The following is a 14,319-nucleotide window of genomic DNA, read 5'->3' as shown; positions in this document are numbered from 1 at the left end:
TGAAGTCCACCTTCCTGATCGTGGTACTCAACTATATGCATGGACAAGAATAAAGGTGAAAAAACTGTAATTCTGAGGGTTTATGAAACTTTTAGACGGTTTCATCCGTACTAGCTATTACAAAACGGGAAAAATGAGCTTTATGTATGTTATGATGGTAAATAAAGGCTGTAACTTTTATTTGTTGTTCTCTCACAGTCGGAAACAATGGGGAACAAAAGAGGCCTATGTTTATAAATGGGAAATTTGACTTTCTCTCTTAGTAGGAAGTGATTTTATGTATCCATCAATCAACCAATTACAAATACATACATTACCTGTTACATATGACAATTGGTTAAGCATTGTCGAGAAAAAGGCAAGTGAGCGTCAGCTTTTTAGGAAAGAGGGGACAGCCCTGCACATTGGCCAGGTCCTTGCCAGGTTCATTGGCATACCTCTTGACGAAGATGAATATTATAACCAGCTGTTTGATTATGTGCAAAAACATGGCCTTAGCTTATTAAGTGAAGATTCACTAGATAAAACAATTGATAATGCACATTTCCAGTCAATCCAAAAAATTATTAATATCAATAAAGAACAGAATCTTTCTATAAATCGGTTTGTCGCCTTCCTGGATGGCGAAAAATTGATTATATCTTCAAGCAATTCGCTTATTCACAGGAAAATCAGGGAGGCAGCAATCGGTATGGTCGAATTGTTTGCCGGCACCGAGGAAGGCGGATTGAAGAGCCCAGAGTTACGAAGAATTCTAGTTGATGTCATTAAGTGGTCGTACAATCATCTTGAGACACCATTAAAGAATGTAAATCCTGAGAACAACATGCCAGGCTTCCTATGGTATGGCAATTTCAACAAAAGCCATCAGTACTTCCTTTATTTCCTAATGAAAATTGGGTGTGATATTGTTTCTTTCACTCCTGAAGGAAATGATGTGTTTTCACTTTCAGATCCTCAAAAAGAGCAATCTTTTGTTCATTCTTTTCCTGAAAAGAAGGTTGCTGAGCCCTTTCCAGTGGAAAAGAGAAAGCGAACGGCAACGGTTGCCTACAGGGCATCCCGAGAAATCGAGAACATTTTGAACCATGAGGGCTCGGGCCTTTATAAGCCGTGGCAGCTAAGAGACTATGAGCCATCTTCCGTAACTTTGAAGACAACCTATGATGAACTGTTTTTGCTTGCCAGGGAAAAATCAATGATACGGCCGAATTTTGAAGTGAAGAATGGGACAGTCAAAATTCCTGCCCTCTTCTCAAAAATTAATGGCGTCAGCAGGAGCCGCCGGGAATATTGGGATCGTCTTCACGCCTTAATGGGATATGAGAATGCAGTGCTCATCAAGAGCTTTCCTTTTTCATCAGGTGCCAATAGTGATTTCCGCTTTCACTATCGAAATGCATTAGGGATGGACGGACTGTTAGATCCCGATAAGATGGCTGACACTCATTATTGGAAGTATAATCACTTGCCAACGGGTCTCCAGAAGGGTCTGGCAGCAGCCATCAAAAACCTGTGCGCTCGTCCTAAAATAAAGCCGCTGCATCATGAAAATGAAGAGGAGTTAAGAATTTATCTTTTCACCCAGGCTATGCAGGTGCCGGAAAATATTTTAAAGATGCTGCAGAAGTTCGATTATTCCCAGGAAATTCCAAAGTTGATTTTATACAACAATGAACTTAATGGGACGATGACAAGATCTGATGCCGCACTGTTGTTATTGATGAACCAGCTTGGCGTTGACCTGGTCATATACAATCCTCCTGGGCATAATGATATCGAGAATTTTATCGATGGAAGTGCTTTTGATTCACATTGGCTCGAGGATGTGGTTTTTGAACAGGAATTCAAAGAACCATCGATCATAAAGAAAGTTCTTTTTCAAGGTATATTAAAAAATTTAAGGGGAGATTGACTTGATGAACCAAACACAGAATCAAGATATCAGCCTTGCAACTGCGAATCCTGACGATAGATTATCCGAAGCGAAGGTTTCGGATTTAAAGCTTGCCCTCCGAAACGAGCCGGAGGTACAAAATCTTGCACGCAGCATTGATGAGCGTGACCAGATTCAAATCCTCGAGTTTGGTAAAGAGCCAGCAGTTGAAATCTCCAGATTTTCTGACCAGATCCTTGGCAATATGCGGACGACTAAGGTTGAAGATTCCGGAGAACTTTTGAAGCAGCTTGGCAAAATCATGGATCGCTTCGATAAGAAGGATTTTGAGAAAACATCTGGAGGTTTGTTTGGCAAGCTGTTCAAAAAAAGCGAGAAGCTTGTTGAAAAGCTTTTCGGCAAGTACCAGACAATGGGCAGGGAGATTGATAATGTTTATGTGGAAATCTCCAAATACCAAAGTGAGATGGTTGAATCAACAACCATGCTGGAACGTATGTATGATCAAAACTATCAATTTTATATGACGCTTGAAAAGTATGTTGTGGCTGGCGAACTTAAGCTGAACGAACTTAAATCCAACGAACTTCCGCAGCTTGAAGCAAAGGCTGCTGCAGGTGACCAGATGGCATCCATGCAGCTTGATACTCTTCGTAATGCAATTGAGCTGCTAGAACAAAGAATTTATGATCTTGAAATGGCTAAAATGGTCGCCTTGCAGACGGCTCCGCAAATCAGGCTGCTGCAGCGAGGTAACACAAAGCTGATCGGGAAAATTAATTCAGCGTTTGTTACAACAATTCCTATTTTCAAGAACGGCTTGATTCAGGCTGTGGCAGCCAAAAGACAGAAACTTGTAGCAGATTCCATGAATGAGCTTGACCGCCGCACAAATGAGATGCTTGTAAGGAATGCACAGAACATCTCTAGCCAAAGTGTTGATATTGCCCGTCTTTCAGGTGCTCCGAGCATTAAAATTGAAACAATCGAAGAAAGCTGGAATATCATCATGAAGGGCATGCAGGAAACAAAGTCCATCGAGGAAGAAAACAAGCGACTCAGAGAAGAAGGTACAAAACGCTTGATGCAGCTCCAGGAAAATTTTAAAAAAATGAAGCAGCAATAAAAATCACTGCTCATTTTTATGGCTCTTTCCGTAATCGCCCATTAAAGTAAAAAATCGGAAAAGAGCCTGATAAATAAATCTACTAAAATACTTACAAGAGGTGAAGGAAATGGCTATTAACTTACAAAAAGGTCAGCGCGTTGATTTAACAAAAGGAAATCCGGGACTTTCTAAAATTATGGTAGGTCTAGGCTGGGACCCTGTCCAAAAGAGCGGCGGAGGCGGAGGTCTGTTCGGCGGTCTGTTCGGAGGCGGAGGCAGCGGAGCGAACATTGACTGTGACGCATCTGTCATCATGCTTGGTGCAAATGATAAATTGCAAAATAATAACGATGTAATCTACTTCGGTAACCTCAAAAGCAAGGACGGCAGCGTCATTCACTCCGGTGATAACTTAACAGGGGATGGCGATGGAGATGACGAGCAAGTGTCAATCGAACTTGGCAGAGTTCCCGGTCATGTTGAAAAGCTAGTATTCGTCGTAAATATTTATGATGCAGTAAAGCGTAAGCAACATTTTGGCATGATTCGCAATGCATTTATCAGGGTCGTGAATCCGAATAGCAATCAGGAATTAATTAAGTACAACTTAACTGAAGACTACAGCGGCAAGACAAGCTTGATTGTCGGTGAAATTTATCGTCATGGCAATGAGTGGAAGTTCGCGGCTGTCGGCACTGGAACAACTGCTTCGGGATTAAGCGAAGTAGTTCGTTCTTATACTTAATATGTTTATTTAATGAAAAAATTTTGCTACTAAATTGAGGGGTGAATGGAATGGGAATCAACCTGTCAAAAGGTCAACGGATTGATCTGACAAAAACGAACCCAGGGCTGACGCGTGTGATTGTGGGCCTGGGATGGGATACAAATCGCTATACCGGCGGCAGCAGCTTTGATCTTGATGCCTCCGCTTTTTTAGCAGATGAAAATGGAAAGTGCAAGCAGGATTCCGACTTCATTTTTTATAATCAGCTTCAGCATCCGAGCGGGGGTGTCGAGCATACTGGGGACAACCGGACAGGTGAAGGCGACGGGGACGATGAGCAAATCATGATCGACTTCTCCAAGGTACCATCGCATGTCCACAGGATTGCCATTGCCGTCACAATCCATGACGCCGAACAAAGAAGTCAAAACTTTGGCCAGGTCTCAAACGCATTTGCCAGAGTGGTAAATGAAGAAGATGGGCAGGAAGTTCTGAGGTTTGATCTTGGTGAAGATTTCTCTGTTGAAACAGCAGTTGTCATTTGCGAATTATACCGCCACGGCAGCGAGTGGAAATTTAACGCAATCGGCAGCGGCTTTTCAGGTGGACTAGCTGCACTATGCCGGAATTTTGGGCTAGATGTTTAAATGATAGACAAACTCCATTCTTTATTGAATGGGGTTTATTTTTTTGCGTACAAGTCATTTCTGTTAGTGACTTCTTCGTGTCAGGTCCCTTCCTAAAATTCTCAGCAAACAGACAAGGCTCCATATGTTATAATTTTAATAGTTTACTACCCTCGGTTTTCCTTAATCGGGCCCTATTTTACTTCTCTGGATTACACCTCAGGAAAGGGAGATAATCAATGCGGAAAATAGCACAGGTTTTCATTGTTATCTTACTTTCCTTTACTCTGCTCGGAAGCTCAAACGCAAATATGGATGGCATTTTTCTCAATGAATTCCCGAAACATTCCATTTTATTTCATTTAATAGATATGGAAACTGTCAGTCTCGTAGGACAGATGATCGTCCTGCCTGAAGATGATTTTAACCAGGAAGAGGCTGCTGGCATTATTAACAGGATTGCGATGCTGCCTGATTCAATGCTGCAAAAAGCTGTTAATCATAATATTAGAGTCAAATTATTTGAAGGGAATTTGACGGATAATCCTTCAGCACGGCATTTGAAGGGTGTCATTCCCAGAGGCTACACAACTAATCGCACCTGGGACCAAGTACCAGGGATTGGCGGATCAAGGACGGTGCTTGTGAAAATTGGCAGCAGCGATAAGGGTAAGGGACACAGCTCTGTCAATCTCGAATTGCATGAATTGGCTCATTCGCTTGACCGCCATGTTTATGGAGGAATAAGAGAGGAAGACCAATTTTTAAAGATTTGGCGACAAGAAAGCCGCCTGTTGTTCCCAGGGCGGGCGTATTTTCTGGAATATCCGGAAGAGTATTTCGCAGAAAGCTTTGCGATGTTCTACATTGGCGGCATGCCAACCCGGCTTTTACAGCAGGCCGCACCCCAAACCTATCAATATATTAAAAGTCTAAATTAAGGGCTGTATGAAATCCTTCATGCGGTCTTTCTTTTTTATCAGCTTAATCAATAAAAAATATTTTGTTTTAAGTGAGTGGGTTTCGACTCGAATTAATATTTGCTAAAATAGAAGGAATAAATGGTTGTCTGAAAGGCAGGGTAATTCATGAAACAGTATTTAGAACTATGTGAACATGTATTGAAAACCGGTGTAAAGAAAGAGGATCGGACAGGTACCGGTACAATCAGCACCTTTGGTTATCAGATGCGGTTTAATCTCCAGGATGGATTTCCTTTGCTTACCACAAAAAAACTACATGTTAAATCTATTATCCATGAGCTACTTTGGTTTCTTGACGGGGATACGAATGTTAAATACCTTCAGGACAATGGTGTCCGCATTTGGAATGACTGGGCCGATGAAAATGGGAACCTTGGACCTGTGTATGGCCATCAGTGGCGATCATGGGCAGGGGCAGATGGGGAGACGGTTGACCAAATATCAGAATTAATCCATACAATCAAAACAAATCCAGATTCCAGAAGGATGATCGTCAATGCCTGGAATGTTGCCGAAATTAATAAAATGGCTTTGCCACCCTGTCACTGTATGTTCCAGTTCTATGTTGCGGATGGCAAGCTTTCCTGCCAACTATATCAGAGGTCGGCTGATGTATTCTTAGGAGTTCCATTCAATATAGCTTCCTATGCACTGCTTACTTTGATGATTGCACAGGTTTGCGATCTTGAACCAGGGGAATTCATCCACACATTTGGAGATACTCATATTTATACAAATCATCTAGAGCAGGTTCAGCTTCAGCTTACACGCGAGCCTAAACCATTGCCACAGATAAAAATCAACCCTAATGTACAATCAATCTTTGATTTTAAATTTGAAGATTTTGAGCTGGTCAATTATGAAGCACATCCACATATTAAAGGGGTTGTAAGTGTATGATTTCTCTTATTTGGGCAATGGATGAAAACCGCGTAATCGGACTTCATAATGAGCTCCCATGGAGACTTCCTGAGGATCTGAAGTTTTTTAAGCGAGTAACGATGGGACACCCAATCGCTATGGGCAGAAAAACGTATGATTCAATTGGAAAGCCTCTTCCAGGAAGGGAGAATATCGTCATAACAAGGGATGGGTCGTTCCGTCCTGAGGGCTGTGTAATAATGAACTCAATCGATGAATTCTTTGAATACGCAGGACAAAAGGCTGACGAGATTTTTGTCATTGGCGGTGCAGAAATTTTCAAGGAAGTCCTGCCTAAAGCGGACAGGCTGTATCTCACGATGATTCATGAGCAGTTTGAAGGGGATACATATTTCCCTGTATTTGACATCGATAAATGGCAGCTGGAAACCAGGGAAAAAGGTTTGAAAGATAATAAAAATCCATATGACTATGAGTTCTTGATCTATACGCGAAAATAATGGATGAACAGCCCTTGCAAAATGGGCTGTTTTTTTATGAAGTATTTTCCGATTCATATAGTTTTACCTGCTGAAATCCATTATAATGTCTACAGAAAAACCTTAGGAGGAAACAATGCTTCGATTAATTGCGTGTTTTTTGTATATGGGCGGCTATCTCGTCTGCAGTATACCCAAGCTTTCACGAATAAAAAAGTTGCCGGCAGATTTGCAGCTTGAACAAAAAAATCTTCTTATTCATGAGACACCTAAAAATTGGTCTAAAACATTCCTGGCATTAGCTGGGGCTGAAGTAAACGTTAAAGGGAGCCACTATATTCCGGATGGTCCTGTTCTTTTTGCAAGCAATCATGAGGGGGATTTTGATATACCCGTCCTGATTAGCAGTATTGATAAACCTTTTGGCTTTATTTCAAAAGTAGAAGTTAAGAAGGTACCCATTCTTTCTTCCTGGATGGAAGCTATTCAGTGCGTTTTTATTGACCGGAAGAACCGTGAAAAAGCAGCAGGGTCGATTTTGTCTGGGGTAGAATTATTGAAAAATAGACATTCTCTGGTCATTTTTCCTGAAGGAACAAGAAGCAAGGGCGGGCCCATTGGACTTTTCAAGGCAGGGGGCTTCAGGCTTGCAAAGGATTCTGGTGTTCCGATTGTTCCTATTTCGATAGAGGGAACAGCGGATGTTTTTGAGAAAAATGGCAGGCTGATTAAACCAGCGAAAATTACAGTCACCATTTGCCGTCCTATTTACAGCCATGAATATAAGGATAAAGAGTTAATCGAACTTGCTGGTTTTGTTCGTGATATCATTATCGACTCGAGGAAGGTAAAGCGGATCGCATCATAATTTTCACAGTGAAAAACCCCTGCAAATATGAATAAATGCAGGGGTTTTCTGCCGTCTAATTTCTAATTAAGTGCAAGGAAATTTGGCTGGATGAAATTCATCGTTCAATTATTCGAATTGAGCAAGGCTATCCATCATCTGTGTAAATTCGGCAGGGATACAAAAATCATCAGGACGAAAATTTGCGCGAATCCATTTTACCATTTCCACGGGACTGTTGAAGAATTCACCGCTCGTGTCACTTTTGCGGATCATGTACCTCCCATTGTCCTCATCCACCGTTACTTCTACAGGCAGAGCCCCATCATAACTGTTCAATGAAAATTCCATTCATTATTCCCTCCAACAAATTTTCCTTATTATATGTTAGTTTACTACCATTCTATTCAATCAGACACGGTAAGATTTTAAATATTTTAAAAATTCGATCAGGATTTCAAAAAAACATGTTATAATGGACGAATTAATATTTTTGGAGAAGTGAGGGTGACAATATGGAACAAGAAACTATAAAGAAAAAATGGGTGAATGTTGAGGATATTCTAATAGCCTATAGGCATCTTAAAGACATTGTTGCCCATACACCGTTACAATTTAACCAGAGGCTTTCAGAAAAATACGAAGCAGAAATATATTTGAAACGCGAAGATTTGCAGCATGTGAGATCTTTTAAATTACGTGGCGCTTATTATGCCATGAAACTTCTTTGGGAATCGGGACTCCAAAATGGAGTGGTTTGCGCAAGTGCGGGCAATCATGCTCAAGGTGTAGCATACGCCTGCCGGCAGCTTGGAATTAATGGGAAGATCTATATGCCAGCAACAACTCCAGGTCAAAAGGTTAGCCAGGTAGAAATGTTTGGGCGTGAGTATGTAGACATCGTCCTGACTGGTGATACTTTTGATGATTCTTACCGGGAGGCACGAGTCTGTGCAGAAAGAGAAAACAGAGAGTTTATACACCCTTTCGATGATGAAAAAGTTATTGCCGGACAGGGAACTGTTGCAGTTGAGATAATGAATGACTGCCAGGCATCAGTAGATTTTGTCGTTGCCAGCATTGGCGGCGGAGGATTATTGGCAGGCCTGAGTACATACATAAAAAGTGTATCTCCCTCTACACAGTTAATCGGGGTCGAACCAGGCGGAGCAGCTTCGATGCGCGCAGCCTTTGATCACAATAGTGTTTTTCCACTAGAGCACATTGACACCTTCGTTGACGGTGCTGCAGTTAAGTGTGTCGGCAGTAAAACATATGAGATTTGCCGGGAAAATGTCGAAGATCTAGTTCAGGTTCCTGAAGGCAAGGTTTGTACATCTATATTAGAATTATATAATGAACATGCGATTGTAACTGAGCCAGCAGGAGCATTGCCTATTGCCGCTCTTGACATGATAAAGGATCAAATCAAGGGGAAAACAGTTGTCTGTGTTATAAGCGGGGGAAATAATGATATCAGCAGAATGCAGGAAATAAAGGAACGCTCCCTGCTTTATGAAGGCCTTCTTCATTATTTTATTGTAAATTTCCCTCAGCGCGCAGGTGCTTTAAGAGAATTCCTTGATGACGTTCTAAGCCCTGGAGATGATATTACACGATTTGAATACACGAAGAAAAATAATAAAGAAAGCGGCCCTGCACTAGTCGGCATCGAACTGAAAGATAAGAAGGATTACACTAGGCTGATTGCCAGTATGGAAAGAAAAGGCTTTTCATTCATGGAATTAAACAAGGACAATCAGCTGTTTAATTTATTGGTATAATATTAATAATAGATAATAAAGGAAAGATAATATAAAATAGGAACTGTGAAATAACATTAGGTTTTGGCATACTTTGTGAAATTCTTATGAACTTTCACTGCATTTCTCCAAACTGGGGATTAAAAGTACTATAATCATAGTAGATTTACTATATGAAAAGGAGATGTTGATATGTTATCAAACATCGGAGTTCCTGGATTAATTTTAATCCTTGTCTTAGCATTGATTATTTTTGGACCAAAAAAGCTTCCTGAGATAGGCCGTGCGTTTGGCCAGACTCTTCGCGAATTCAAGAAATCAACTCGTGAATTGACAAGTGACGTTATGGAAGAGTTTGAAGACGAAAAAAAGGAAATTTCGAAAATCACTAAATAAGGTGTAAGATGTTTTTATCTTACATCTTTTTTTCTTAAGGCATTTTTACAAAGCTAGTCCTTTTGGAATTTATGCCTTACTTCAACAATTTAAAAAAAAGCAGCAAATGGAATTGGCAGGGGATTGGTATGGAAGATAAAGAATTAAATCTTGTAGATCATCTTGATGAGCTTCGGAATAGGCTCATTATTTCGGTGGTAGCATTCATTGTATTTTTTGGAGTGGGTTTTTACTTCGTAGAAGATATTTATCATTACTTTGTTCGTGACCTGGATGTAAAGCTGATTGTTTTAGGTCCGAGTGATATCATATGGATTTACTTTATGCTGGCCACCATTATCGCGATTGCTGGAACAATACCGGTTTTGGCATTGCAAATTTGGCTGTTTGTAAAACCGGCTCTCATGCCGAATGAGAGAAAAATATCATTATCTTACATTCCAGCACTATTCATTTTGTTTGTAGTCGGTCTCGCATTCGGTTATTTCGTTATCTTTCCTAATGTCTTGAACTTCCTTGTAGAATTAAGCGGAGATATGCTTGTAACGAACTTTACGGCCGACCGATATTTTAAATTCATCATGAACATGACAATCCCATTTGGTGTTCTGTTTGAACTTCCTGTCGTCGTTATGTTTTTAACTTCACTCGGGGTAATCAATCCTTATGTGCTGACTAAAATCCGAAAGTATGCGTACTTCGTCCTTATCGTAATTGCAATTGTCATTTCTCCACCAGATTTCATGTCAGACTTTCTCGTGATGATTCCACTTCTTCTTCTATACGAAATCAGTATTAACCTTTCTAAGGTTGTCTTTAGACGGAAACTGAAGAAAGAACATGAATCGCAAGAGCAATATGGTGACATGGAAGAAGAAATATAAAAGCAAGCTGCCAGAATGTAGACAAACTCGATTAAAGCGAGCTTGTCTACATTTTTTAATCTTAGGTGGGAATTAAAACAGGTCTGTTGATTTCCGTTCCAGGCGCTTCGCTTTCCGCGGGGCTGGCGCTGAGCCCCCAGGACATTAATTAGCTTCCGCGAAACTGCCCACGCACGATGGAAATGCGTTAGCATTCTCGGAGGAGTCTTCGCGCCTGAAACGAAGGTCGACAGGTTTTCAATAACTGATCTGTGATCTTTATCTTTGTCGACAAGCTCAGCTGTCAGATTTTAATCTGGCAGCTTTTTTGTACTCTATAAAAAGAAACATTCACATCTCTAATGAGGAACAGGCATAGGATTTAAAGAAGAACACTTATAACTTAAGGATGATTCGTCTTTGAGCCAATCGGCAACAGAAGGTTCTTTGTGAGGGTTGATCTTATGCATGAAATGTCTTTAATGTATGACATTTTACAGATGATTCAGGATGATGCGGTGAAATATGGAATCATAAAAATTGAAAAGGTAGAACTGACCGTAGGGGAAATCTGCAATGCAATGCCGGATGCCCTGAAGATGGCATTTGAGGTATTCAAGGTACAAAATCAGCATTTTCTTTCAGATAGTTCCCAGCTTATCATCGAGATCGAAAAGGCTGTTGCCGAATGTGTCGTTTGTCAGAAAAAGTACGTTCCTGACAATCGGATATCTTTTTGCCCAGACTGTGACATGCCTTCTGGAAAAATTATCTCTGGTGAAAACCTTCAAGTTTTATCATACGAAGGGAGGAATCGTAATGAAAATTACATTGCGGACAGACGTTCTGACAAATAACAATATCGCAGCGGAATATAACCGGGATTTGTTCATGTCCACTAAAACGCTAGTTATTAATTTAATGAGTTCACCAGGGGCAGGTAAAACAACGCTATTAGAAGAAACGATCAGGGTTTTATCTGATAGATATCGTATAGCCGTTATCGAAGGGGACTTATCTACTGAGAGAGATGCAGACAGGATCAGGGCTCTTGGTGCCAGAGCAGTTCAAATCAATACACATGGAGGATGCCATCTTGATGCCAGGATGGTTGCAGCAACACTTCCTGAGTTCGATCTTGAGAATACCGATTTATTATTTATTGAAAATGTAGGAAACCTTGTATGTCCATCTGGATATGACCTTGGGCAGAAGCATAAGGTTGCAGTATTAAGTGTGCCAGAGGGCAATGACAAGATTCCTAAATATCCGGTAATGTTCAGGAGGACCGAGTTGGTTCTATTAAATAAAATAGATCTGCTGCCCTATCTCGATTTTAGAATTGACGAGGCAGTGAGAGATCTGGAAGGGATAAATCCTGACTCGAAAATCATTCCTGTATCGGCAAGAACAAAAGAAGGGCTCGATCGATGGTATGGCTGGATCGAAGAGGCTTATCAATCATGCTATCAGCATTGAAGGCAGTAGTCAGGGGCAGAGTCCAGGGAGTCGGATTCAGACCATTTGTTTCTCAATTAGCAAAAAAACATCGGATAAAAGGGACAGTCCAGAATAATATGGACGGAGTGAAGATTCATATCGAAGGAGAGGATTCGGATATACTATCTTTTTTATCTGACATGGAATTCAAATCTCCCAGACTCTCCAAAATCGAGAAAATAATCGTTGAACCGGCAACAGTAGCTGGCTACGATGAATTTTTTATTATTCCCAGTGAGCGTTCTGGGTCTTCCTTGCTGGTTTTGCCAGTGGATTCAGCAGTGTGTGAGGAATGCCTTGAAGAGCTGGATAATCCATATGACAGACGATTTCATTATCCGTTCATTAATTGTACACAGTGTGGACCGCGTTATACGATCATAAACGAACTTCCGTATGACAGGCCATATACGTCAATGAAATCCTTCCCGATGTGCCCTGATTGCCAGAGAGAATACGAGGATCCAATAAATAGAAGGCATCATGCCCAGCCAATCGCATGTGAAAAGTGCGGACCTTCAGTAACACTTTTAAACTCTGATGGAGAAATGATCTCGGCGGATCCGCTTCGGAAAACAGCCGAGCTATTAAAGCAAGGCGCGATTATTGCCATCAAGGGTCTGGGAGGCTATCACCTCTGCTGTGATGCTGGTAATGAGGAAGCCGTCGCACTATTAAGGAAAAGAAAATTGCGCCAAGCAAGACCTCTTGCAGTCATGGCCAGGGATCTGCATGCAATAAAGATAATCGCGATGTTCAGCGATGAAGAAAAAAATATCCTTGAAAGTCCCGAAGCTCCAATAGTTGTATTAAGAAAACGCCCTTGTGTTTATTTAGCTGAAGGAATTGCGCCAGGAATGTCTACTGTAGGTGTTATGCTGCCATATACACCGCTTCATCATCTCATTTTAAAGCATAGTGAATTGGATTATTTAGTCATAACCAGTGCCAATCCTTCTGGACAGCCAATTTTATACCATGATCACCAAGCGATCAATTACCTAAATAAAATAGCTGACTATTATTTAACCCATAACAGGGAGATTCTTCACCCGGTTGATGATTCAGTAATTCAGATATCAGGAGGGCAGCGAGATTTTCTTAGGAGGTCAAGAGGGTATGTGCCGGACCCTTTGAGTTCTAATGCGAATGTAAATGGAATCGTTGCATTTGGCGGGCAGCAGAAGTCTGCTTTTACCATTGGCAGGAACGATCAAATCTTTGTTGGTCCGTATATTGGCAATCTGGAGAATATGGAAACGATTGATTATTACAAATCAGAACTGGACCACTTATTAAGCTGGATCCAAATTCCATTTAAAACTGCAGCCATCGATCTGCACCCTGGATTTAATACGAGAAAATTAGTAAAAGATTATCCTTTCACTGAAATCATCGAGGTTCAGCATCATCATGCTCATATGGTCAGCTGCATGGCTGATAATCAACTCGATGGAGATGTTTTGGGGATAATTCTAGATGGTACCGGCTATGGTTCAGATGGACAGATCTGGGGGTTTGAGATTCTTTATGGCAATGAATCAGAGTTTGAGAGGAAGGCTCAACTGGCTTACACGCCATTGCCAGGAGGAGAAAAGGCCATAAGAGAACCATGGAGGAATGCTGCAGCCATGCTAATGAGTCTTTTAGGTAGTGAAGGAGAAGAAATTTCTGGACAACTTTTTCCTGAGAAAAAAAATGAGCTGAATATTTTGAAGGCCATGATTAAAAAGGAAATCAATAGTCCGCTGGCTGGTACGTGCGGCAGGCTGTTTGATGCAGTTAGCGCAATATGCGGAGTTTGCACATATTCAACATATGACGGAGAAGCGGCAATAAAATTTTCAGAGCTTGCCAAAGAGGATACTGGCTTTGACTCTGTATATCCTTATGAGATTAAAGATATAAATGGGCTATTAAGATATGACTTTAGCTTGATGCTTAAGCAGATCTCTAGTGATTCCCTAAATGGGAAAGAAGTCGGTGAGATATGTATAAGATTTCATGAAACGATAATCCAGGCAATTAGTTCCGGGATGGAAAAGCTGAAATTAAAACAGGGATCTGGCACAAGGAAGGTTGTTTTATCAGGCGGGAGTTTCCACAACAAATATTTGCTTACGAGATTGAAGGCTGAACTTGCAGGAAAGGGATTTGAGGTGTATTCACATCGGAATATTCCGTGTAATGATGGGGGCTTGAGTTTAGGGCAATTAATTGTGGCGGCTGCAAAGAGGGGGAAATGATC

The 14,319-nt window shown here is 41.0% G+C and carries 15 protein-coding genes; 14 read left to right on the top strand and 1 reads right to left on the bottom strand.

Features of this window, described 5'->3' with window-relative positions; genetic code table 11:
• Positions 1-277 precede the first annotated feature (277 nt).
• The 8 genes from AABM38_RS14980 to AABM38_RS14945 all read left to right on the top strand — a co-directional run bounded on the left by AABM38_RS14980 (position 278) and on the right by AABM38_RS14945 (position 7,570).
• Positions 278-1,915 (top strand): YceG family protein, encoded by a 1,638-nt coding sequence (locus AABM38_RS14980; protein ID WP_423407150.1) that lies wholly within the window; start codon positions 278-280, stop codon positions 1,913-1,915.
• 4 nt (positions 1,916-1,919) lie between these two features.
• Positions 1,920-3,023: a toxic anion resistance protein gene (locus tag AABM38_RS14975; RefSeq protein ID WP_423407149.1), complete on the top strand. Its 1,104-nt coding sequence runs from the start codon at positions 1,920-1,922 to the stop codon at positions 3,021-3,023.
• Between the two features lie 109 nt (positions 3,024-3,132).
• The gene (locus tag AABM38_RS14970; protein WP_423407148.1) at positions 3,133-3,750 is read left to right on the top strand and encodes a TerD family protein; all 618 of its coding nucleotides are present in this window, start codon (positions 3,133-3,135) and stop codon (positions 3,748-3,750) included.
• Between the two features lie 50 nt (positions 3,751-3,800).
• Positions 3,801-4,379: a TerD family protein gene (locus AABM38_RS14965; protein WP_335375591.1), complete on the top strand. Its 579-nt coding sequence runs from the start codon at positions 3,801-3,803 to the stop codon at positions 4,377-4,379.
• A 218-nt stretch (positions 4,380-4,597) separates the two neighbouring features.
• The gene (locus AABM38_RS14960; protein WP_423407147.1) at positions 4,598-5,299 is read left to right on the top strand and encodes an anthrax toxin lethal factor-related metalloendopeptidase; all 702 of its coding nucleotides are present in this window, start codon (positions 4,598-4,600) and stop codon (positions 5,297-5,299) included.
• A gap of 147 nt (positions 5,300-5,446) precedes the next feature.
• Positions 5,447-6,241 carry a thymidylate synthase gene (locus AABM38_RS14955; RefSeq protein WP_423407146.1) on the top strand — a complete coding sequence of 265 codons (795 nt, stop codon included), beginning with the start codon at positions 5,447-5,449 and terminating at the stop codon, positions 6,239-6,241.
• Positions 6,238-6,723 carry a dihydrofolate reductase gene (locus AABM38_RS14950; protein WP_423407145.1) on the top strand — a complete coding sequence of 162 codons (486 nt, stop codon included), beginning with the start codon at positions 6,238-6,240 and terminating at the stop codon, positions 6,721-6,723. Before AABM38_RS14955 ends, AABM38_RS14950 begins: the two co-directional genes overlap by 4 nt.
• A gap of 115 nt (positions 6,724-6,838) precedes the next feature.
• On the top strand, positions 6,839-7,570 hold the full coding sequence (locus tag AABM38_RS14945) for a lysophospholipid acyltransferase family protein (protein ID WP_423407144.1): 732 nt from the start codon (positions 6,839-6,841) through the stop codon (positions 7,568-7,570).
• A gap of 108 nt (positions 7,571-7,678) precedes the next feature.
• Here the strand turns inward: AABM38_RS14945 and AABM38_RS14940 are convergent, their stop codons facing one another.
• Positions 7,679-7,900, bottom strand: a complete 222-nt coding sequence (locus AABM38_RS14940) for a hypothetical protein (RefSeq protein ID WP_335431584.1) — start codon at positions 7,898-7,900, stop codon at positions 7,679-7,681.
• 164 nt (positions 7,901-8,064) lie between these two features.
• Here AABM38_RS14940 and ilvA point away from each other — a divergent pair, with 164 nt between their 5' ends.
• The 6 genes from ilvA (at position 8,065) to hypF (ending at position 14,317) form a co-directional block, all read left to right on the top strand.
• Positions 8,065-9,333 (top strand): threonine ammonia-lyase IlvA, encoded by a 1,269-nt coding sequence (gene ilvA, locus AABM38_RS14935; protein ID WP_423407143.1) that lies wholly within the window; start codon positions 8,065-8,067, stop codon positions 9,331-9,333.
• A 171-nt stretch (positions 9,334-9,504) separates the two neighbouring features.
• The gene (locus tag AABM38_RS14930) at positions 9,505-9,708 is read left to right on the top strand and encodes a twin-arginine translocase TatA/TatE family subunit (RefSeq protein ID WP_335375584.1); all 204 of its coding nucleotides are present in this window, start codon (positions 9,505-9,507) and stop codon (positions 9,706-9,708) included.
• A 128-nt stretch (positions 9,709-9,836) separates the two neighbouring features.
• A complete protein-coding gene (tatC, locus tag AABM38_RS14925; RefSeq protein ID WP_423407142.1) occupies positions 9,837-10,592 on the top strand; it encodes a twin-arginine translocase subunit TatC in 756 nt (251 codons plus the stop codon).
• A 428-nt stretch (positions 10,593-11,020) separates the two neighbouring features.
• Positions 11,021-11,428: a hydrogenase maturation nickel metallochaperone HypA gene (locus AABM38_RS14920; RefSeq protein WP_423407141.1), complete on the top strand. Its 408-nt coding sequence runs from the start codon at positions 11,021-11,023 to the stop codon at positions 11,426-11,428.
• Entirely contained in the window at positions 11,391-12,050 is a 660-nt protein-coding gene (gene hypB / locus AABM38_RS14915; protein ID WP_423407140.1) for a hydrogenase nickel incorporation protein HypB, read from the top strand. The genes AABM38_RS14920 and hypB overlap by 38 nt, the downstream gene beginning before the upstream one ends.
• Entirely contained in the window at positions 12,035-14,317 is a 2,283-nt protein-coding gene (gene hypF, locus AABM38_RS14910) for a carbamoyltransferase HypF (RefSeq protein ID WP_423410757.1), read from the top strand. Before hypB ends, hypF begins: the two co-directional genes overlap by 16 nt.
• The last annotated feature ends 2 nt before the right edge of the window (positions 14,318-14,319 follow it).

Source organism: Heyndrickxia sp. MSNUG (genome assembly GCF_049532715.1).
Lineage (GTDB): Bacteria > Bacillota > Bacilli > Bacillales > Cytobacillaceae > Mesobacillus.
This window is presented reverse-complemented; position numbering and strand designations above follow the sequence as displayed.